At 62.7% G+C, this 17,775-nt stretch carries 19 protein-coding genes; 13 read left to right on the forward strand and 6 right to left on the reverse strand.

What is annotated here, in order from left to right:
• Positions 1 to 36: 36 nt before the first annotated feature.
• Positions 37 to 405: a hypothetical protein gene (locus ACMGGN_RS15415; protein ID WP_161872990.1), complete on the reverse strand. Its 369-nt coding sequence runs from the start codon at positions 403 to 405 to the stop codon at positions 37 to 39.
• A gap of 194 nt (positions 406 to 599) precedes the next feature.
• Here ACMGGN_RS15415 and ACMGGN_RS15420 point away from each other — a divergent pair, with 194 nt between their 5' ends.
• Together ACMGGN_RS15420 and ACMGGN_RS15425 are read left to right on the forward strand one after the other, a co-directional pair.
• Positions 600 to 1,898: a serine/threonine protein kinase gene (locus ACMGGN_RS15420; RefSeq protein WP_039603299.1), complete on the forward strand. Its 1,299-nt coding sequence runs from the start codon at positions 600 to 602 to the stop codon at positions 1,896 to 1,898.
• Complete coding sequence (locus ACMGGN_RS15425; protein ID WP_115272951.1) at positions 1,891 to 2,715, forward strand: VacJ family lipoprotein; 825 nt, start codon at positions 1,891 to 1,893, stop codon at positions 2,713 to 2,715. Before ACMGGN_RS15420 ends, ACMGGN_RS15425 begins: the two co-directional genes overlap by 8 nt.
• A 153-nt stretch (positions 2,716 to 2,868) precedes the next feature.
• Here ACMGGN_RS15425 and ACMGGN_RS15430 read toward each other — a convergent pair whose 3' ends face one another.
• Both ACMGGN_RS15430 and ACMGGN_RS15435 read right to left on the reverse strand, forming a co-directional pair.
• The gene (locus ACMGGN_RS15430; protein WP_174142141.1) at positions 2,869 to 4,017 is read right to left on the reverse strand and encodes a patatin-like phospholipase family protein; all 1,149 of its coding nucleotides are present in this window, start codon (positions 4,015 to 4,017) and stop codon (positions 2,869 to 2,871) included.
• Between the two features lie 66 nt (positions 4,018 to 4,083).
• Entirely contained in the window at positions 4,084 to 5,019 is a 936-nt protein-coding gene (locus tag ACMGGN_RS15435) for a lipid A biosynthesis lauroyl acyltransferase (protein ID WP_046787407.1), read from the reverse strand.
• Positions 5,020 to 5,130: 111 nt separating this feature from the next.
• Between ACMGGN_RS15435 and minC the strand changes: the two genes are divergently transcribed.
• The 5 genes from minC (at position 5,131) to ACMGGN_RS15460 (ending at position 9,244) form a co-directional block, all read left to right on the forward strand.
• On the forward strand, positions 5,131 to 5,883 hold the full coding sequence (gene minC, locus ACMGGN_RS15440; RefSeq protein ID WP_046787408.1) for a septum site-determining protein MinC: 753 nt from the start codon (positions 5,131 to 5,133) through the stop codon (positions 5,881 to 5,883).
• Positions 5,884 to 5,983: 100 nt separating this feature from the next.
• The gene (gene minD / locus ACMGGN_RS15445; RefSeq protein WP_115272953.1) at positions 5,984 to 6,796 is read left to right on the forward strand and encodes a septum site-determining protein MinD; all 813 of its coding nucleotides are present in this window, start codon (positions 5,984 to 5,986) and stop codon (positions 6,794 to 6,796) included.
• 3 nt (positions 6,797 to 6,799) lie between these two features.
• The gene (minE, locus tag ACMGGN_RS15450; RefSeq protein ID WP_012313197.1) at positions 6,800 to 7,054 is read left to right on the forward strand and encodes a cell division topological specificity factor MinE; all 255 of its coding nucleotides are present in this window, start codon (positions 6,800 to 6,802) and stop codon (positions 7,052 to 7,054) included.
• 141 nt (positions 7,055 to 7,195) lie between these two features.
• Complete coding sequence (locus tag ACMGGN_RS15455; protein WP_012313196.1) at positions 7,196 to 7,831, forward strand: RluA family pseudouridine synthase; 636 nt, start codon at positions 7,196 to 7,198, stop codon at positions 7,829 to 7,831.
• 123 nt (positions 7,832 to 7,954) lie between these two features.
• Positions 7,955 to 9,244, forward strand: a complete 1,290-nt coding sequence (locus tag ACMGGN_RS15460; RefSeq protein WP_039603106.1) for a M18 family aminopeptidase — start codon at positions 7,955 to 7,957, stop codon at positions 9,242 to 9,244.
• Positions 9,245 to 9,288: 44 nt separating this feature from the next.
• Here the strand turns inward: ACMGGN_RS15460 and ACMGGN_RS15465 are convergent, their stop codons facing one another.
• Together ACMGGN_RS15465 and ACMGGN_RS15470 are read right to left on the reverse strand one after the other, a co-directional pair.
• Positions 9,289 to 10,026 carry a hypothetical protein gene (locus ACMGGN_RS15465; RefSeq protein WP_115272954.1) on the reverse strand — a complete coding sequence of 246 codons (738 nt, stop codon included), beginning with the start codon at positions 10,024 to 10,026 and terminating at the stop codon, positions 9,289 to 9,291.
• A 52-nt stretch (positions 10,027 to 10,078) separates the two neighbouring features.
• Complete coding sequence (locus ACMGGN_RS15470; RefSeq protein ID WP_148708292.1) at positions 10,079 to 10,510, reverse strand: hypothetical protein; 432 nt, start codon at positions 10,508 to 10,510, stop codon at positions 10,079 to 10,081.
• A gap of 213 nt (positions 10,511 to 10,723) precedes the next feature.
• Between ACMGGN_RS15470 and ACMGGN_RS15475 the strand changes: the two genes are divergently transcribed.
• Positions 10,724 to 10,891 (forward strand): hypothetical protein, encoded by a 168-nt coding sequence (locus tag ACMGGN_RS15475; protein WP_012313193.1) that lies wholly within the window; start codon positions 10,724 to 10,726, stop codon positions 10,889 to 10,891.
• 44 nt (positions 10,892 to 10,935) lie between these two features.
• On the forward strand, positions 10,936 to 13,092 hold the full coding sequence (locus tag ACMGGN_RS15480; RefSeq protein ID WP_414156086.1) for a mechanosensitive ion channel family protein: 2,157 nt from the start codon (positions 10,936 to 10,938) through the stop codon (positions 13,090 to 13,092).
• Positions 13,093 to 13,107: 15 nt separating this feature from the next.
• Here ACMGGN_RS15480 and ACMGGN_RS15485 read toward each other — a convergent pair whose 3' ends face one another.
• The gene (locus ACMGGN_RS15485; protein WP_046787411.1) at positions 13,108 to 13,821 is read right to left on the reverse strand and encodes a UTRA domain-containing protein; all 714 of its coding nucleotides are present in this window, start codon (positions 13,819 to 13,821) and stop codon (positions 13,108 to 13,110) included.
• A 341-nt stretch (positions 13,822 to 14,162) separates the two neighbouring features.
• On the opposite strand from ACMGGN_RS15485, the gene ACMGGN_RS15490 reads away from it, so the two are divergent.
• The 4 genes from ACMGGN_RS15490 (at position 14,163) to ACMGGN_RS15505 (ending at position 17,775) form a co-directional block, all read left to right on the forward strand.
• On the forward strand, positions 14,163 to 15,227 hold the full coding sequence (locus ACMGGN_RS15490) for an ABC transporter substrate-binding protein (RefSeq protein ID WP_046787412.1): 1,065 nt from the start codon (positions 14,163 to 14,165) through the stop codon (positions 15,225 to 15,227).
• Positions 15,228 to 15,336: 109 nt separating this feature from the next.
• A complete protein-coding gene (locus ACMGGN_RS15495) occupies positions 15,337 to 16,143 on the forward strand; it encodes an alkaline phosphatase family protein (RefSeq protein ID WP_046787413.1) in 807 nt (268 codons plus the stop codon).
• On the forward strand, positions 16,140 to 16,979 hold the full coding sequence (locus ACMGGN_RS15500) for an ABC transporter permease (protein WP_414156087.1): 840 nt from the start codon (positions 16,140 to 16,142) through the stop codon (positions 16,977 to 16,979). Before ACMGGN_RS15495 ends, ACMGGN_RS15500 begins: the two co-directional genes overlap by 4 nt.
• Positions 16,969 to 17,775: an ABC transporter permease gene (locus ACMGGN_RS15505; protein WP_012313187.1), complete on the forward strand. Its 807-nt coding sequence runs from the start codon at positions 16,969 to 16,971 to the stop codon at positions 17,773 to 17,775. Before ACMGGN_RS15500 ends, ACMGGN_RS15505 begins: the two co-directional genes overlap by 11 nt.

Raw genomic sequence — 17,775 nt, forward strand, 5'->3', positions numbered from 1 at the left:
CCAGGTGCCGGCGAATGGGCTGCACGGCAGCCCCTGTCAGCTGCGACGCGCTTGCCGTACCAGCCGTAACCCCGCCAGCACCACCGCAAATACAGCAATGCTGGCGGTATACAGCACCAGCGCCGGGATGCCGAACACCAGCGCCAACACCGCCAGCCACCAACCGCTGCGCCCGCCAAGCACCTGCGCCAGCAACGCCAGCGCAAGCCCGGCCCAGGCCATCACCTGAAAGTGAATGCCCAGCCCCAGCATCGAGCGCACCTGGCACTGCCAGTGCTCACCCGGTACGGCGCAAAGGCCGACCCACTGCGCATCTTCCATCAACCCGTAGCGCACGCCGTAACTGGCAGCCAACCACAAGGCGAGAAACAGCAACAGCAGCGCAGCCGGCAAGGTACGAGACATCCCGTTCTCCAATAGCAGTAATCGAAACGATCCATGATCGCCCAAGGCCCGTTGTAAGGCAAAATCACAATCTGCAGCTATGTTGCAGATAACAAGCACACCAAAGGCCACCGCACTTGGCAACTTTGCCAAGGCACTTGTGGTCCTAGCCTGCGTAGCGCAGTACCTTGCTCGCGTTCTTTCTGGGGGATTACATGCTTCGATATTGGCGCCTAGCCGCCCTTCTTGGCGGCCTGCTCATGGCTGTGGCCGCTTCTGCGCGCGACATCGACGCCGCAACCTACGGCTTCCCCTTGACCAACCCGTTCGAGGCGACGATCGCCACGACGCCGCCCGACCAGCGCCCAACGCTGCCCAGCGACGACGAGATCGACCAGAGCGACTACAGCCTCAATTTGCGCCCGGAGCGTGAATTCACCCTGCCCGACAACTTCTGGGCAGTGAAAAAGCTCAAGTACCGCCTGGCTCGCCAGGACCATGAAGCGCCGCTGATCTTCATCATCGCCGGCACAGGCGCGCCGTATTCGAGCACCATCAACGAATACCTGAAAAAACTGTTCTACCAGGCCGGTTACCATGTGGTTCAGCTGTCGTCGCCGACCAGCTACGACTTCATGAGCGCCGCCTCGCGCTTCGCCACCCCGGGCATCAGCCGGGAAGACGCCGAAGACATGTACCGGGTGATGCAAGCCGTACGTGCCCAGCACCCGCGCCTGCCGATCAGCGAGTACTACCTCACCGGCTACAGCCTGGGCGCGCTGGACGCGGCGTTCGTCAGCCACCTGGATGAAACCCGCCGCAGCTTCAACTTCAAGCGTGTGCTGCTGCTCAACCCGCCGGTCAACCTGTACACCTCGATCAACAACCTCGACAAACTGGTGCAGACCCAGGTCAAAGGCATCGACCGCAGCACCACGTTCTATGAGCTGATGCTGGAAAAGCTCACCCGCTATTTCCAGGACAAGGGCTACATCGACCTCAACGAGGCGCTGCTGTATGACTTCCAGCAGTCGCGCCAGCACCTGTCCAACGAACAGATGGCGATGCTGATCGGCACCTCGTTCCGCTTCTCGGCGGCCGACATCGCCTTCACGTCGGACCTGATCAACCGCCGTGGCCTGATCATCCCGCCGAAGTACCCGATCACCGAGGGCAGCAGCCTTACGCCGTTCTTCAAGCGTGCCCTGCAGTGCGACTTCGACTGTTACATGACCGAGCAGGTGATCCCGATGTGGCGCGCCCGCACCGACGGCAACAGCATCCTGCAACTGGTCAACCAGGTGAGCCTGTACGCGCTGGAGGACTACCTGCGCGACAGCCCGAAAATCGCCGTGATGCACAATGCCGATGATGTCATCCTCGGCCCTGGCGATATCGGCTTCCTGCGCAAGGTGTTCGGCGAGCGCCTGACCCTGTACCCCCATGGCGGCCATTGCGGCAACCTCAACTACCGCGTCAACAGCGACGCCATGCTGGAGTTCTTCCGTGGTTAACAAATTCCTCTTCGCCACCGCCCTGCTGGTTGCCGGCAATGCCCTGGCCGCGGAAACCGCGCCGCGCACCAGCGTGATCGAGTCCGATCCTCAAGTAACCGCCGAACCCTTGGCCCCCGAAGCCGACGGCTTCACCGACCCGCTGCGCGAGCTGAAATTCAACCCAGGCCTGGACCAGCGCGAATTCGAGCGCTCCACCCTGGCGGCGCTCAACATATACGACCCGCTGGAGTCGCTGAACCGGCGCATCTACCACTTCAACTACCGCCTGGACCAGTGGGTGCTGCTGCCGCTGGTGGATGGCTACCAGTACGTGACGCCCAGGTTCGTGCGTACCGGGGTGAGCAATTTCTTCAATAACCTGGGCGATGTGCCGAACCTGTTCAACAGCGTGCTGCAGCTCAAGGCCAAGCGTTCGGCAGAGATCACCGCACGGCTGATGTTCAATACCATCATCGGTGTGGGTGGGCTGTGGGACCCGGCGACCAAGATGGGCCTGCCGCGCCAGAGCGAGGATTTTGGCCAGACGTTGGGGTTCTATGGCGTGCCTGATGGGCCATACATCATGCTGCCGGTGCTTGGGCCGTCCAACCTGCGCGATACCACCGGGGTGGTGGTGGATTACGCTGGCGAACAGGCGATCAATTACCTGAACATGGCCGAGGTCAGCACCGATCATCCGGAAATCTTCCTGCTGCGCGCGGTGGACAAGCGCTACACCACCAAATTCCGCTACGGCCAGCTCAACTCGCCGTTCGAGTACGAGAAGGTTCGGTATGTGTACACCCAGTCGCGCAAGCTGCAGATTGCCGAGTAACGTGCTGCCTGCACAACCGCTGTAGGAGCGGCCTCGTGTCGCGAAAGGGCCGCACAGCGGCCCCATCGATAGTTGCAGCGCCGCTGAAAACCTGGGGCCGCTTTGCGGCCCTTTCGCGACACGAGGCCGCTCCTACGCGCCGCGTAGGTTCGATTACACCCCCAGAAACTGCTCCAGCTCCCGCCGCTTGGCCAGCGCATCCCGCCGCCCCAGCTCGATCAGCTCGCTGCAATAGCTGGCTTCGAACAGCAAGTAGCTCAACACCCCCGCCCCGCTGGTCCGCGTCGCCCCCGGCCCGCGCAGGAACAAGCGCAGCGCTGCCGGCAGCTCGCGCCGATGCCGTGCGGCAATTTCGTCCAGCGGCTGGCTGGGCGCCACCACCAGCACCTCGATCGGCGCCAGGCCCAGGCGTCGCGCATCCAGGTGGGCCGGCAGCAGGCGGCTGAGGTGGTTCAAACGCTGCAACAGCTCGATATCGCCTTCCAGGCTGTCGATGAACGTGCTGTTGAGCATGTGCCCAGCGATCTGCGCCAGGCTTGGCTGATGGCCACTGAACACGCGCTGGGTCGGCAGCGGCGGCGCTGGCCGCTGCGGGTTGCCGCTGACGCCGACCACCAGCACGCGGCTGGCACCCAGGTGCAGGGCCGGGCTGATCGGCGCCGACTGGCGCACCGCGCCGTCGCCGTAGTACTCATCGCCGAGCCGCACCGGGGCGAACAGCAGCGGGATGGCCGAGCTGGCCAGCAGGTGGTCAACGGTCAAGGGCGTGGGCACACCGAGCCGGCGGTGGCGCAGCCAGGCGTCGATGGTGCCGCGGCCTTGGTAGAAGGTCACCGCCTGGCCAGACTCGTAGCCGAATGCGGTTACCGCCACCGCGCGCAGCTGCTCGCTGGCCAGGGCATGGGTAATGCCATCGAGGTCGATGTGCGACTGCAACAGGCCACGCAGCGGGCTGCTGTCGAGCAGGGCAACCGGTGCCTGGCCACCCAGCCCCAGCAGGTTGTGGCCGACAAAGCGGCTGGCCTGGCGGATTACACCGGGCCAGTCGCTGCGCAACACCAGGTGGCTGCCCAGGTTCTGCCAGAAGGCGGTGAGCCTTTGCACTGCCTCGCTGAAGCGCATTGCGCCACTGGCCAGGGTCACGGCATTGATGGCGCCGGCCGAGGTACCGACGATCACCGGGAAGGGGTTGGCTGCGCCGGCAGGCAGCAGCTCGGCGATGCCGGCCAGAACGCCGACCTGGTAGGCGGCGCGGGCGCCGCCGCCAGAGAGGATCAGGCCGGTAGTCGGGGGTGGGGCCATGTCTTGCTCCCTGGATCTCTTACCGCCAGTGCTGGCCTCATCGCCGGCAGGCCGGCGCCCACATGATCAGCGCTTTTTCTTGTCATACAGCCGCGGCGCACCTTCAGGCCGCGACTTGAAGCGCCGGTGCGCCCACAGGTATTGCTCCGGGCACTCGCGCAACACGCCTTCGATCCACTGGTTGATGCGCAGGCAATCGGCCTCTTCGCTTTCACCGGGGAAGCCTTCCAGCGGCGGGTGGATCACCAGGCGATAGCCACTGCCATCCTCCAGGCGCTTCTGGGTGAAGGGAATGACCTGCGCCTTGCCCAAGCGGGCGAACTTGGTGGTGGCGGTAACCGTCGCCGCCTGGATGCCGAACAACGGCACGAACAGGCTCTGCTTGGCGCCGTAGTCCTGGTCGGGCGCATACCAGATAGCGCGGCCGGCACGTAGCAGCTTGAGCATGCCGCGCACGTCTTCACGCTCCACCGCAAGCGAATCGAGGTTGTGGCGCTCACGGCCGCTGCGCTGGATGAAGTCGAACAACGGGTTGCCATGCTCGCGGTACATGCCGTCGATGGTGTGCACCTGGCCCAGCAACGCGGCGCCGATCTCCAGGGTGGTGAAATGCACGGCCATGAGGATCGCGCCCTGCCCGGCCTGCTGCGCGGCTTGCAGGTGCTCGAGGCCCTCGATGTGCGCCAGGCGCGCCAGCCTGGCCTTGGGCCACCACCAGCTCATGGCCATTTCGAAGAAGGCGATGCCGGTGGAGGCGAAATTCGCCTTCAACAAACGGCGCCGTTCGTCGACGGACATCTGGGGGAAACACAGTTCCAGGTTGCGTGCAGCGATGCGTCGGCGCTCACCGGCCACCCGGTACATCAGCGCGCCCAGGGCAGCGCCAAGCCACAACAGGGCGCGGTAGGGCAACTGCACCACCAGCCACAGCAGGCCTAGGCCCAGCCACAGGCCCCAGAACCTGGGGTGAAGGAAATAGGGACGAAAACGCGGGCGTTCCATTGAAGCTTCCGGTAAGTCAAAGGCCGAGCATTCTACATCGGATCGGCGCCGGTTGCGGCCAACCGGTCTTATCGTTATAAGTCAGGGCACTTTTTCCGCAACAAGCCGTCTATGCAGACCATGAGCCCAAACCACACACCCGACACCGCCTCCGTGTTCCAGCTCAAGGGCAGCATGCTCGCCATCACTGTGCTGGAGCTGGGGCGCAACGACCTTGAAGCCCTCGACCGCCAGCTGGCGGCGAAAGTGGCCCAAGCCCCCAATTTTTTCAGCAACACACCGTTGGTGCTGGCGCTGGACAAGCTGCCGGCCGACGAAGGGGCGATCGACCTGCCCGGGCTGATGCGCATCTGCCGTCACCACGGCTTGCGAACCCTGGCGATCCGTGCAAACCGCATCGAGGACATCGCTGCCGCGATCGCCATCGACCTGCCGGTATTGCCGCCCTCCGGCGCCCGTGAGCGGCCGCTGGAGCCGGAGCCGGAAGTGAAAAAGCCCGAGCCGGCGCCGGCGCCCGCTGCAGAGCCGGAAATCCGCCCGACCCGGATCATCACTTCGCCTGTACGTGGCGGCCAGCAGATCTATGCTCAGGGTGGCGACCTGGTGGTCACAGGCTCTGTGAGCCCGGGTGCGGAACTTCTGGCCGATGGCAACATCCATGTGTACGGCGCCATGCGCGGCCGCGCCCTGGCCGGCATCAAAGGCAACACCAAGGCCCGTATCTTCTGCCAGCAGATGACCGCCGAAATGGTCTCCATCGCTGGCCAGTACAAGGTCTGCGAGGACCTGCGCCGCGACCCGCTGTGGGGCGGCGGCGTGCAAGTCAGCCTGTCCGGTGACGTGTTGAACATCACCCGTCTTTAACGGATACTTGCCGTCATTTTTAGAGCAACTTTTTTACCTGTTGCCGTTTTTTTGCATTTTGCTGGGACGCCTGTCCCGACTTATTTAGGGGTGAAACACCTTGGCCAAGATTCTCGTCGTTACTTCCGGCAAGGGGGGTGTGGGCAAGACCACCACCAGCGCCGCCATCGGCACCGGCCTCGCACTGCGCGGCCACAAGACGGTCATCGTCGACTTCGACGTGGGCCTGCGTAACCTCGACCTGATCATGGGCTGCGAGCGCCGCGTGGTTTACGACTTCGTCAACGTGGTCAACGGCGAAGCCAACCTGCAGCAGGCCCTGATCAAGGACAAGCGCCTTGAGAACCTGTACGTACTTGCCGCCAGCCAGACCCGCGACAAGGACGCACTGACCCAGGAAGGCGTCGAAAAGGTACTGATGGACCTCAAAGCACAGTTCGAGTACGTCATCTGCGACTCGCCGGCGGGTATCGAGAAAGGCGCGCACCTGGCCATGTACTTCGCCGACGAAGCCATCGTCGTGACCAACCCTGAAGTGTCTTCGGTACGTGACTCCGACCGTATGCTGGGCATCCTGTCGAGCAAGTCGCGCCGCTCTGAAAACGGCGAAGAGCCGATCAAGGAGCACCTGCTGATCACCCGTTACCACCCCGAGCGTGTCGTCAAGGGCGAAATGCTGAGCGTGGCCGACGTGGAAGAGATCCTGTCGATCAAGCTCAAGGGTGTGATCCCGGAGTCGCAGGCGGTACTCAAGGCGTCCAACCAAGGTATCCCGGTCATTCTCGATGATCAGAGCGATGCTGGCCAGGCCTACAGCGACGCGGTCGACCGCCTGCTGGGCAAAGAGAAGCCGATGCGCTTCATCGATGTACAGAAGAAGGGATTCTTCGAGCGCATTTTCGGGAGCAAATAAACCATGAACCTTTTTGACTTCTTTCGTGGCAGACAGAAACAGACCAGTGCGTCGGTGGCGAAAGAGCGTCTACAGATCATCGTGGCGCATGAGCGCGGCCAGCGCAGCGAACCGGACTACCTGCCGGCCCTGCAAAAAGAGCTGCTCGAGGTGATCCGCAAGTATGTGAACATCGGCAGCGATGATGTGCACATCGAACTGGAAAACCAGGGCAGTTGCTCGATTCTGGAGCTGAACATCACCTTGCCCGATCGCTGATACAGCGAACGGGCTTGATCATTGGGGCTGCTTTGCAGCCCGTTCGCGACACAAGGCCGCTCCTACAGAGAGCGGCCTTGTGTCGCGAACGGGCCGCAACGCGGCCCCAATGGTTTTCCCCGATTTGACCGAGAACCCGCAATGCCGCTGTCGAACGTCCAGATCCTTCATGAAGACGCCGCCATCCTGGTGGTCAACAAGCCGACCCTGCTGCTGTCGGTGCCAGGCCGCGCCGATGACAACAAGGACTGCCTGATCACCCGCCTGCAGGAAAACGGCTACCCGGATGCGCTGATCGTCCACCGCCTGGACTGGGAAACCTCCGGCATCATCCTGCTGGCCCGCGATGCCGACAGCCACCGCGAGCTGTCGCGCCAGTTCCACGACCGCGAGACCGAGAAGGCCTACACCGCACTGTGCTGGGGCCAACCGGCGCTGGACAGCGGCAGCATCGATTTGCCCCTGCGCTACGACCCGCCCACCAAGCCCCGCCATGTGGTGGACCATGAGCAAGGCAAACACGCCCTGACCTTCTGGCGCATCCTCGAGCGTTGCGGCGACCACTGCCGGGTGGAGCTGACGCCGATCACCGGCCGTTCGCACCAGTTGCGCGTGCACATGCTGTCGATCGGGCACCCGCTGCTCGGTGACCGTTTGTATGCCAACCCCGAGGCGCTGGCGGCACATGAGCGGTTGTGCCTGCATGCGGCCATGTTGAGCTTCACCCACCCGGTTTCCGGTGAGCGGCTGAAGTTCGAGTGCCCTGCACCTTTTTAAGCTGCAAGCTTCAAGCGACAAGCTGCAAGAAAAGCCAGAACAGATCGCGTTGCAGCTTGCTCCGCGGCCTGCTCTTGCTTGAAGCTTGCAGCTTGCGGCTTGAAGCTCGAATTGGAGTGAGTTATGCGCGAAGCACTGAACACCGGCCTGATCGATTTTCTCAAGGCCTCCCCTACGCCCTTCCACGCCACCGCCAGCCTGGCCCTGCGCCTCGAAGCGGCCGGCTACCAGCGCCTGGACGAGCGTGACAGTTGGGCCACGGTGCCTGGCGGCCGCTATTACGTCACCCGCAACGATTCTTCGATCATCGCCATCAACCTGGGCAAGCAAGCGCCGCTGCTGGGTGGCATTCGCATGGTCGGTGCGCACACCGACAGCCCGTGCCTGCGGGTCAAGCCGCAGCCGGAGCTGCAGCGCCAAGGGTTCCTGCAGTTGGGTGTGGAAGTGTACGGCGGCGCCCTGCTGGCGCCGTGGTTCGACCGTGACCTGTCGCTGGCCGGCCGCGTGACCTTCCGGCGTGATGGCAAGGTCGAAAGCCAGCTGATCGACTTCAAGCTGCCGATCGCCATCATTCCCAACCTGGCGATCCACCTCAACCGCACTGCCAACGAAGGCTGGCAGATCAACCCGCAGAACGAACTGCCACCAATCCTGGCCCAGGTGGCCGGCGACGAGCGCATCGACTTCCGCGCCCTGCTCACCGAGCAGCTTGCCCGTGAACACCAGCTCAACGCCGACGTGGTGCTGGACTACGAGCTGAGCTTCTACGACACCCAAGACGCCGCACTGATCGGCCTGAACGGTGACTTCATCGCCGGGGCGCGCCTGGACAACCTGCTGTCGTGCTACGCCGGCCTGCAGGCGCTGCTGGCCGCTGACAGTGACGAAACCTGCGTGCTGGTGTGCAACGACCACGAAGAAGTCGGCAGCTGCTCGGCCTGCGGCGCCGACGGCCCGATGCTCGAGCAGACCCTGCAGCGCCTGCTGCCGGACGGCGACACTTACGTGCGCACCATCCAGCGCTCGCTCATGGTCTCGGCCGACAATGCCCACGGCGTGCACCCCAACTACGCCGACAAGCATGACGGCAACCACGGGCCCAAGCTCAACGCCGGGCCGGTGATCAAGGTCAACAACAACCAGCGCTACGCTACCAACAGCGAAACTGCCGGCTTCTTCCGCCACCTGTGCATGGCCGAAGAAGTGCCGGTGCAGAGCTTCGTGGTGCGCAGCGACATGGGCTGCGGCTCGACCATCGGCCCGATCACTGCCAGCCACCTGGGCGTGCGCACGGTCGATATCGGCCTGCCGACCTTTGCCATGCACTCGATACGTGAACTGTGCGGCAGCCAGGATCTGGCGCACCTGGTGAAGGTGTTGACCGCGTTTTACCGCAGCCGCGAACTGCCCTGACCGCCGGCAGTGCCCGCCCCTTCAGTGGGGGCGGGCGTTGCCGACTAAGGCGCGGGGTTCAGCAGCGCTTCGAGGTCGAGGCGGCCTTCAGGGGCCCAGTTCATGTATTGCCAGAGGGAGAAGCCTTCGGGGAGGCTGCCAGATTCGCTTTGCGCACGAGCTAAAAGACCGGCTACCCGTTCACGTTCATCGGCTGGAAAATTGAGGCGTTCGACGTCGGTCAAGTTATCCAGATACTCAAGATATCCCTTGAACACGGGTCTTAGGTCGCCTGTGTTATAGGCATGGTCGCTGAGACGTGTGAAGAAAATATTGTCCAATGCTGTTTTTGCTCTAGCTGCCGCATAACGTTCCACTTCGGTATAACTGTTTTCATCCTGCTCGATTGCCACTAGATGAGCGCGGTCCAACCCCCAAAACGGGTTTTCCTCAAACTGAGTCTCCACCCCTGAGAGCTTTTCGATACCTACCAGATAATCCAGGGCTTGCCGGTGGCGTTCAGCCTGTTCAGGCGTGTAATTTTCTGGAGGCGGTTCATTCTTGAATTTTTCTTCTCCCCGTGTTCGATAGCTATAACTGATTCGATCCCCGAGCGACGGTGTTCCATAGATCCGTGCATGAAGTGCTCGAACCTCGTCCTTGTTTCTGGCGTCGTTAAGGGCCTCATCAGACAAACTCACCTTGCACCCTGGTTGTGCAGTACCCTCCTCCGACTTTGTGGGCGGTAGCAGAACGTTTTCCTGGCGTACGACAGGCGTGGCATTAACGCTGAAAATTTTCATGGGCGTTCCTCGGTGCTCATCGAGGGGCACCTTCACTAGCGCCCCGCGAGGTTCATTGAATAGTGAACCTCACCGTGTAGTGATAAGGCATTTGCGTTCCTATCCTTTCCATCTTCACCGTACAAGTTGCGCGCGATGACCCGATCGAAACAGCATCCTTTTTCCAGGTGGGTATATAGCGTGGTGGTGGCGCAGTATGCGATACGGAGAAACGACACTTTTTACTACCGGATGCGTACACAAAGCGCATGCCCGAAATTGAATCAGCAAAGCTTGTAACTAAAAACACTCTGTTCTGGCGGGCATTCACTTCACCCATGACCGGCTGTGACGTACCTGACATGTGCTCATAGGTGTAACTGGCTGCGGCACTTGTTTTATTATCGACAATCACCGTTGCCAAGTTATTCTCGGCATGGGCAGTAATGCTCAACCCTGCCACCGCCAACAACGATAAACTGTTGCGTACTGATTTTGCACTCATCGTCGAACCTTCTAAAAATCCCCACACACCGTGGTGAATCTTATATCGGCCAAGGGATGCATTCCTGTGTAGGAAACTGGTCTGATAGATGCGTAGGAAATATGAACCTTTAACCCCACCGATTAAACATTATGTGATACAAGTCATTCCGCTTCGCCAGCTAGCCACTATGCTTAAAGCATCCCCCCCGCACGTGCAGAAGGATCGCCCGTCATGTCCCCTTTCCTGTCCCTGTTCGTCCCCGTGTTCGGTTTCCTGATGCTGCTGACCATCGGCTTCAGCCTGCGTGAGCGCGACGTCGGTGTGCTGATGATGTGGATCGGCACCTTGGGCATCTTCGGCCTCACCTGCTGGAAGATCCTGGAGAAACTCCCCACATAAACCTCTACACTCGGCCAATCGTTTGACCTGAGGTAGATTTCCCGGTGCCAGCCCTCCTGCGTTGCCTTGCCCTGCTGCTGTTTCTGTTCATCTCCCCGGTACAGGCCGCCGGCCTGCCTGGCCTGCTTGGCTCCAGTGCGCCGGCCCAGCCAGAAGCCACCGAGCCTTTGGGCAAATCGCTGGACGAGGTGATCAAGAACCTGGAGAACGACCAGCAACGCGCCAAGCTGCTGGCCGACCTGAAGAAGCTGCGCGATGCCACCAAGCAGTCGCAACCCACCGTCGAGCAGGGCGTGCTGGGCCTGATCGGCGGTGCGCTGCATGATTTCGAGAAGCAGTTCAGCGGCGACGCCAGCCCGTTCCAGCGGTGGGCGCTGGAAATCGACCAGGCCCAGGCGGAGCTGGCTGAACTGGTGGTGCCCGTGCACCAGTGGCCGGCGATCCTGTTCGGCTTTGCCGCGATCATCGCCGTGTGGAGCCTGCTGGCCTATGCATTCAACTGGATCGGCCACCGGGTGCGTGTGCGCTTCGGCCTGACCGAGGAGTTGCCACAGCACCCGCGCACCTGGGACCTGGTGCGCTTCGCCCTGCGCAAGCTGGGGCCGTGGCTGGTGGCGCTGGTGTTCACGGTGTACCTGAGCTTTGCCCTGCCCTCCTCGCTCGGCAAGTCCATGGCCATGGTGCTGGCCTATGCGCTGGTGGTAGGCACCTGCTTTTCGGCCATCTGCGTGATCGCCTTCTCGCTGCTCGACGGCCCGCACCGCCACCGCGCGCTGCACATCCTGCGCCACCAGGCATTTCGGCCGCTGTGGCTGATCGGCAGCTTCGCCGCCTTTGGCGAAGCGATGAGCGACCCGCGCCTGACCGTCGCCCTTGGTACACACCTGGCGCACGCCTTGGCCACCCTGGCCAATGTGATCGCCGCGCTGTGCACGGGGCTGTTCATCCTGCGTTTCCGCCGCCCGATCGCCCACCTGATCCGCAACCAGCCACTGTCGCGGCGCCTGACCCGGCGCACCCTGAGCGACACCATCGAAATCCTTGGCAGCTTCTGGTACATACCGGCGATGATCCTGGTGGCGATCTCGCTGTTCGCCACCTTCGTGTCGGCCGGCGACACCAGCACCGCGCTGCGCCAGTCACTGATGTGCACGGTGCTGGTGGTGGTGTGCATGGTGCTCAATGGCCTGGTGCGCCGCCACGCCGCCAACCCCAAGCGCGCCAACAAGCGGCAAGCGGTATACACAGAGCGCCTGCGCAACTTCGGTTATGTGCTGGTGCACCTGTTCATCTGGCTGGTGTTCATCGAGCTGGGGCTGCGCGTTTGGGGCCAGTCGATGATCAGCTTCGCCGAAGGTGAAGGCCATGAAGTCAGCCTGCGCCTGCTGGGCCTGGCCGGCACGCTGATTGTCGCCTGGCTGGTGTGGATACTGGCCGACACGGCCGTGCACCACGCCCTGGTGCGTTCACGCCGGGGCCTGGCCAACGCCCGCGCGCAAACCATGATGCCGCTGATCCGCAACGTGATGTTCGTGGTGATTTTCATCATTGCGCTGATCGTCGCCCTGGCCAACATGGGCATGAACGTCACGCCGCTGCTGGCCGGTGCCGGGGTGATCGGCCTGGCCATCGGTTTTGGCGCGCAGTCGCTGGTGGCCGACCTGATCACGGGCCTGTTCATCATCATCGAAGACTCCCTGGCCATCGACGACTATGTCGATGTGGGTGGCCACCTGGGCACCGTTGAAGGCCTGACCATCCGCACCGTGCGCCTGCGCGACATCGATGGCATCGTGCACACCATCCCGTTCAGCGAGATCAAGAGCATCAAGAATTACTCGCGCGAGTTCGGCTATGCGATCTTCCGTGTGGCCATCCCGCACAGTATGAACATCGACCAGGCCATCACGCTGATCCGCGAAGTGGGGCAGAAACTGCGCAACGATCCACTGATGCGCCGCAATATCTGGTCACCCCTTGAGCTGCAAGGGGTGGAAAGTTTCGAGTCTGGTTCGGCGATTCTGCGGGCACGCTTCAAGACCGCACCCATCAAGCAATGGGAAGTGTCGCGGGCGTTCAACCTGGCCTTGAAGCGCCAGCTGGATGCAGCCGGGCTGGACCTGGCGATGCCACGCTTGTCGGTACAGGTGGTGACGGCGGGTGGCGGCTCGATGGCAGAGGCCGGCGGGACCACCGATTAGGGTCGCCAGCAGCCGCTATCCGGCCTGGGCGCGGATGCGGATCGCATCATGGCGCCAATACTCAAGGTCACAGTCGATCAGGTGCCCATGCTGGTCACTGTTGACCCGGGTGATATGCAGCCCCGGGCTGCCGGTGGATACCTTCAAGGCTGCGGCCGCAGCCACGGGTAACGCCGTGGGCAGGATTTCAAAGCACACCTGCCCGTAGCGGATGCCGTAGACCCGCCCATAAATCTCGGTCAGCGACTGCGCCAGGTCATGTTCGAGGATGTCGGGGAAGTAACGCGGGTTGAGGTAATGCTCGGCATACAGCACCGCCCGCCCATCGATACGCCGCAACCGGCAGATGCGTATCACGCTGGATAGCGCCGGCAGGTGCAGACGCGCGCAAATGGCCGCCGATGCCGGCTGCAACCGGGCCGAAAGCAGTTCGGTACTGGCCACCCGCCCCTGGTCCCGCACCATCGCGTGAAAGTGGCTACGCTCGATCAGGTCGTAGGTCAGCCGCTCGGGGGCGACGAACCAGCCGCGCCGCTCTTCGCGGTAGATCAGCCCTTGGGCTTCCAGCTGCACCAAGGCCTCGCGCAGGGTGATACGCGTGGTATCGAACACCTCGCTGAGTTTGCGCTCGGCCGGCAGCTTGCCGCCCGGCGCCAGCAGGCCGTGCTCGATCTGCTCCTGCAAGGCATGGCAGATGGCTGTTACCGCACGCGGTGGCGTCGACTGCATCAAGGGTTACCTATCTGGACTAGTCCAGCCCCAGAACAGGGCACTTGGAGAATAGTGCAAGCCTAGGCAGGGCTGATGAACATGCTGTGACAAAGCAGCTGTACACACTTCATCAGAGCACTGCCAGATTCGGGCCAAGCCTTATGAATCGGGGCTTGCGATCTGGTCTACGCTGTATTCGCAGGAGGCGGCAGCACCTGGTTCAACCCTTCCCTTACATCAAATTGTCACGCAACCGGCCTACCTTGGCGCAAGGTTTGCTGACCTAGACCAAAGGTTAGCCAAGCAAGGCTTCACTCATAACAACGATCGCGCAAGGCACCCACCCAAAGGAGCTTCGGATGAAAAAGTTGTTCATGGCGTCACTGCTCGGCTCGGCCATGGCCCTGTGTACCTCGGCCATGGCCGCCGGCACCGACCTCAAGGCCCTGGAAGACGCTGCCCGCAAGGAGGGCACGATCAACAGCGTGGGCATGCCCGATGCCTGGGCCAACTGGAAAGGCACCTGGGAAGACCTGGCCAGCAAGTACGGCCTCAAGCACACCGACACCGACATGAGCTCGGCCCAGGAAATCGCCAAGTTCGATGCCGAGAAGGACAACGCCAGCGCCGATATCGGTGACGTCGGTGCCGCCTTCGGCCCGATTGCCGTGGCCAAGGGCGTGAGCCAGCCGTACAAACCGAGCACCTGGGACCAGGTACCGGGCTGGGCCAAGGACAAGGATGGTCACTGGGCGCTGGCCTATACCGGCACCATCGCCTTCATCATCAACAAGGACCTGGTGAAGGAAGAAGAACGCCCTAAAACCTGGCACGACCTGGAAAAAGGCAAGTACAAGGTCGCCATCGGCGATGTCAGTACTGCCGCCCAGGCCGCCAACGGCGTGCTGGCCGCAGCCATCGCCTACAAGGGCGATGAGAGCAACGTCGCCCCGGGCCTTCAGCTGTTCACCAAGCTGGCCCAGCAGAAGCGCCTGTCGCTGGCCAACCCGACCATACAGACCCTGGAGAAAGGCGAGGTCGAAGTGGGCGTGGTGTGGGACTTCAACGGCCTGAGCTACCGCGACCAGATCGACCCGAAACGCTTCGAAGTGCTGATCCCCTCGGACGGGTCGGTCATCTCCGGCTACACCACCATCATCAACAAGTACGCCAAAAACCCTAATGCAGCCAAGCTTGCGCGTGAGTACATCTTCAGCGATGCCGGGCAGATCAACCTGGCCAAGGGGCATGCCCGGCCGATCCGCGCCGAGCACCTGAAACTGCCCGCGGACGTGCAGGCCAAGCTGCTGCCTAACGAGCAGTACGGCGCTGCGCAGCCGATCAAGAAACCCGAAGTGTGGGAAGCGACCTCGAAAAAGCTGCCGCAGATGTGGCAGGAGCAAGTCATCATCGAGATGGAATGAAGAAGCTTCAAGCTGCAAGCTGCAAGCTACAAGTGCAAGCAGGTGATCGACATGCCGGCTCGTTCTTGCAGCTTGTAGCTTGAAGCTTGCAGCTCCACAGGGAGCCACCATGCAACACAATGTCATCCTGGTCCTGCTCGACGGCCTCAACCACCAGGTGGCCCATCACGCCATGGGCCACCTGCACGCTTACGTCGAAGCCGACCGTGCCGCGCTGTACCGCGTGGAATGCGAGCTGCCGTCGCTGTCCCGGCCGCTGTACGAGTGCATCCTCACCGGCGTGGCGCCGATCGACAGCGGCATCGTGCACAACAACGTCAACCGCCTGTCCAACCAGCGCAGCGTGTTCCACTACGCCCGCGAGGCCAACCTGGGCACTGCGGCGGCGGCTTATCACTGGATGAGCGAGCTGTACAACCGCTCGCCCTTCGACCCGCAGCGCGACCGCCATACCCACGCGCCGAAGCTGCCGATCCAGCATGGCCTGTTCTATTGGGACGACCGCTACCCCGACTCACACCTGCTGGCCGACGCCGAGTACCTGCGCCGCCGCCATGCGCCGAACTTTTTGCTGGTGCACCCGATGAGCATCGACGACACCGGCCACCGCCACGGCCTGGACAGCAGCCAGTACCGCAACGCTGCGCGCAGCGCCGACATCCTCTTGGCCGACTACCTGCCGCACTGGCTCGAAGAGGGCTACCAGGTACTGGTCACCGCCGACCACGGCATGAACAACGACCGCTCGCACAACGGCCTGCTGGCCGAAGAGCGTGAAGTGCCGCTGTTCGTGTTTGGCGACGCCTTCAGCCTCGACCCGGCCGCCAAGCCGCTGCAAACCGAGCTGTGTGGCACCATCTGCGAGTTGCTGGGCGTTGCCCACGACAAGACCGTCTGCCGGGAGCTGCTCAAGTGAATGCCGGCGCCCGCGGGCGCTACCTGGCCCTGCTCTGCCTGCTGCCGTTCGCTGTGTTCTTCGTCATCTTCCAGATCGCCCCGCTGGCCTGGGTGGCCATCAACAGCGTGCAGTCGGAAGCGGGCTGGGGGCTGGCCAACTTCAGCAAGGTGTTCGCCTCGAAGTTCTACCTGCAGGCACTGCAACGCAGCCTGGAAATCAGCTTCTGGTCGAGCCTGTTCGGCATCATCATCGCCACCCTCGGTGCTTACTCGCTGCGCCAGGTGGATTCGCGCCTGCGCGACTTCGTCAGCGCTTTCGCCAACATGACCAGCAATTTCGCCGGCGTGCCGCTGGCCTTCGCGTTCATCATCCTGCTTGGTTTCAACGGGGCGCTGACCCTGCTGCTCAAGCAGGTTGGCCTGCTGGAAGACTTCAGCATCTACTCCAAAAGCGGCCTGATCCTGGTCTACACCTACTTCCAGATCCCCCTGGGCGTATTGCTGCTCTACCCGGCCTTCGATGCCCTGCGCGAAGACTGGCACGAATCGGCCGCGTTGCTGGGCGCCAGCCACTGGCAATACTGGCGGCACATCGGCCTGCCAGTGCTGACCCCGGCCCTGCTCGGTACCTTCGTCATTCTGCTGGCCAATGCCCTGGGCGCGTATGCCACGGTGTATGCGCTGACCACCGGCAACTTCAACGTGCTGCCAATCCGCATCGCCGGCCTGGTGGCCGGTGACATCAGCCTGGACCCCAACCTGGCCAGCGCGCTGGCCATGGTGCTGGTGGGCTTGATGACGGTGGTCACGGTCGTCCATCAATGGCTGCTGAAACGGAGCTACCATGCACGCTAACCGCTCAACCAGGCCCAGCGCCGGCAGCCTCTACCACCGCGCTGTGGTGTACCTGCTGTTTCTCATTCTGCTGCTACCACTGGCCGGCACCCTGCTCTACTCGCTGGCCACCAGCTGGTCAGCCAGCCTGCTGCCCAGCGGCCTGACCCTCAAGTGGTACGTGGCGCTGTGGGGCGAGCCGCGCTTTCTCGCGGCCTTCGGCCAGTCGCTGCTGGTGTGCGTGGGCGCACTGCTGCTGTCGGTGGTGCTGATCCTGCCGCTGCTGTTCGTGGTGCACTACCACTTCCCCAAGCTCGACGCACTGATGAATATCCTCATCCTGCTGCCGTTCGCGGTACCGCCGGTGGTGTCCTCGGTGGGCCTGCTGCAGCTGTACGGCAGCGGGCCGATGGCCATGGTCGGCACGCCGTGGATCCTGATCGGCTGCTACTTCACCATCGCCCTGCCGTTCATGTACCGGGCGATCACCAACAACTTGCAGGCGATCAACCTGCGCGACCTGATGGACGCCGCCCAACTGCTCGGCGCCAGCACCTGGCAGGCGGCGTTCCTGGTGGTGCTGCCCAACCTGCGCAAAGGCCTGATGGTGGCGCTGCTGCTGTCGTTCTCGTTCCTGTTCGGCGAATTCGTGTTCGCCAACCTGCTGGTCGGCACGCGCTACGAGACCCTGCAGGTGTACCTGAACAACATGCGCAACAGCAGCGGCCACTTCAACAGCGCGCTGGTGATCTCGTACTTCGCCTTCGTGCTGGTACTGACCTGGGTCGCCAACCGCCTGAACAAGGACAAGACCTGA

The organism is Pseudomonas sp. BNK-30, assembly GCF_047456185.1.
In the GTDB taxonomy this organism is placed as follows: Bacteria; Pseudomonadota; Gammaproteobacteria; order Pseudomonadales; family Pseudomonadaceae; genus Aquipseudomonas; species Aquipseudomonas putida_E.

Excerpts from the sequence above, each read along its gene's own strand:
- ACMGGN_RS15465 (WP_115272954.1), bottom strand. The coding sequence starts at position 10,026 with ATGAAAATTTTCAGCGTTAATGCCACGCCTGTCGTACGCCAGGAAAAC.
- ACMGGN_RS15470 (WP_148708292.1), bottom strand. The coding sequence starts at position 10,510 with ATGAGTGCAAAATCAGTACGCAACAGTTTATCGTTGTTGGCGGTGGCA.
- ACMGGN_RS15460 (WP_039603106.1), top strand. The coding sequence starts at position 7,955 with ATGCGCGAAGCACTGAACACCGGCCTGATCGATTTTCTCAAGGCCTCC.
- ACMGGN_RS15490 (WP_046787412.1), top strand. The coding sequence starts at position 14,163 with ATGAAAAAGTTGTTCATGGCGTCACTGCTCGGCTCGGCCATGGCCCTG.
- minE (WP_012313197.1), top strand. The coding sequence starts at position 6,800 with ATGAACCTTTTTGACTTCTTTCGTGGCAGACAGAAACAGACCAGTGCG.
- ACMGGN_RS15475 (WP_012313193.1), top strand. The coding sequence starts at position 10,724 with ATGTCCCCTTTCCTGTCCCTGTTCGTCCCCGTGTTCGGTTTCCTGATG.
- ACMGGN_RS15415 (WP_161872990.1), bottom strand. The coding sequence starts at position 405 with ATGTCTCGTACCTTGCCGGCTGCGCTGCTGTTGCTGTTTCTCGCCTTG.
- ACMGGN_RS15485 (WP_046787411.1), bottom strand. The coding sequence starts at position 13,821 with ATGCAGTCGACGCCACCGCGTGCGGTAACAGCCATCTGCCATGCCTTG.
- ACMGGN_RS15430 (WP_174142141.1), bottom strand. The coding sequence starts at position 4,017 with ATGGCCCCACCCCCGACTACCGGCCTGATCCTCTCTGGCGGCGGCGCC.
- ACMGGN_RS15495 (WP_046787413.1), top strand. The coding sequence starts at position 15,337 with ATGCAACACAATGTCATCCTGGTCCTGCTCGACGGCCTCAACCACCAG.
- ACMGGN_RS15455 (WP_012313196.1), top strand. The coding sequence starts at position 7,196 with ATGCCGCTGTCGAACGTCCAGATCCTTCATGAAGACGCCGCCATCCTG.
- minC (WP_046787408.1), top strand. The coding sequence starts at position 5,131 with ATGCAGACCATGAGCCCAAACCACACACCCGACACCGCCTCCGTGTTC.
- ACMGGN_RS15420 (WP_039603299.1), top strand. The coding sequence starts at position 600 with ATGCTTCGATATTGGCGCCTAGCCGCCCTTCTTGGCGGCCTGCTCATG.
- ACMGGN_RS15435 (WP_046787407.1), bottom strand. The coding sequence starts at position 5,019 with ATGGAACGCCCGCGTTTTCGTCCCTATTTCCTTCACCCCAGGTTCTGG.
- ACMGGN_RS15505 (WP_012313187.1), top strand. The coding sequence starts at position 16,969 with ATGCACGCTAACCGCTCAACCAGGCCCAGCGCCGGCAGCCTCTACCAC.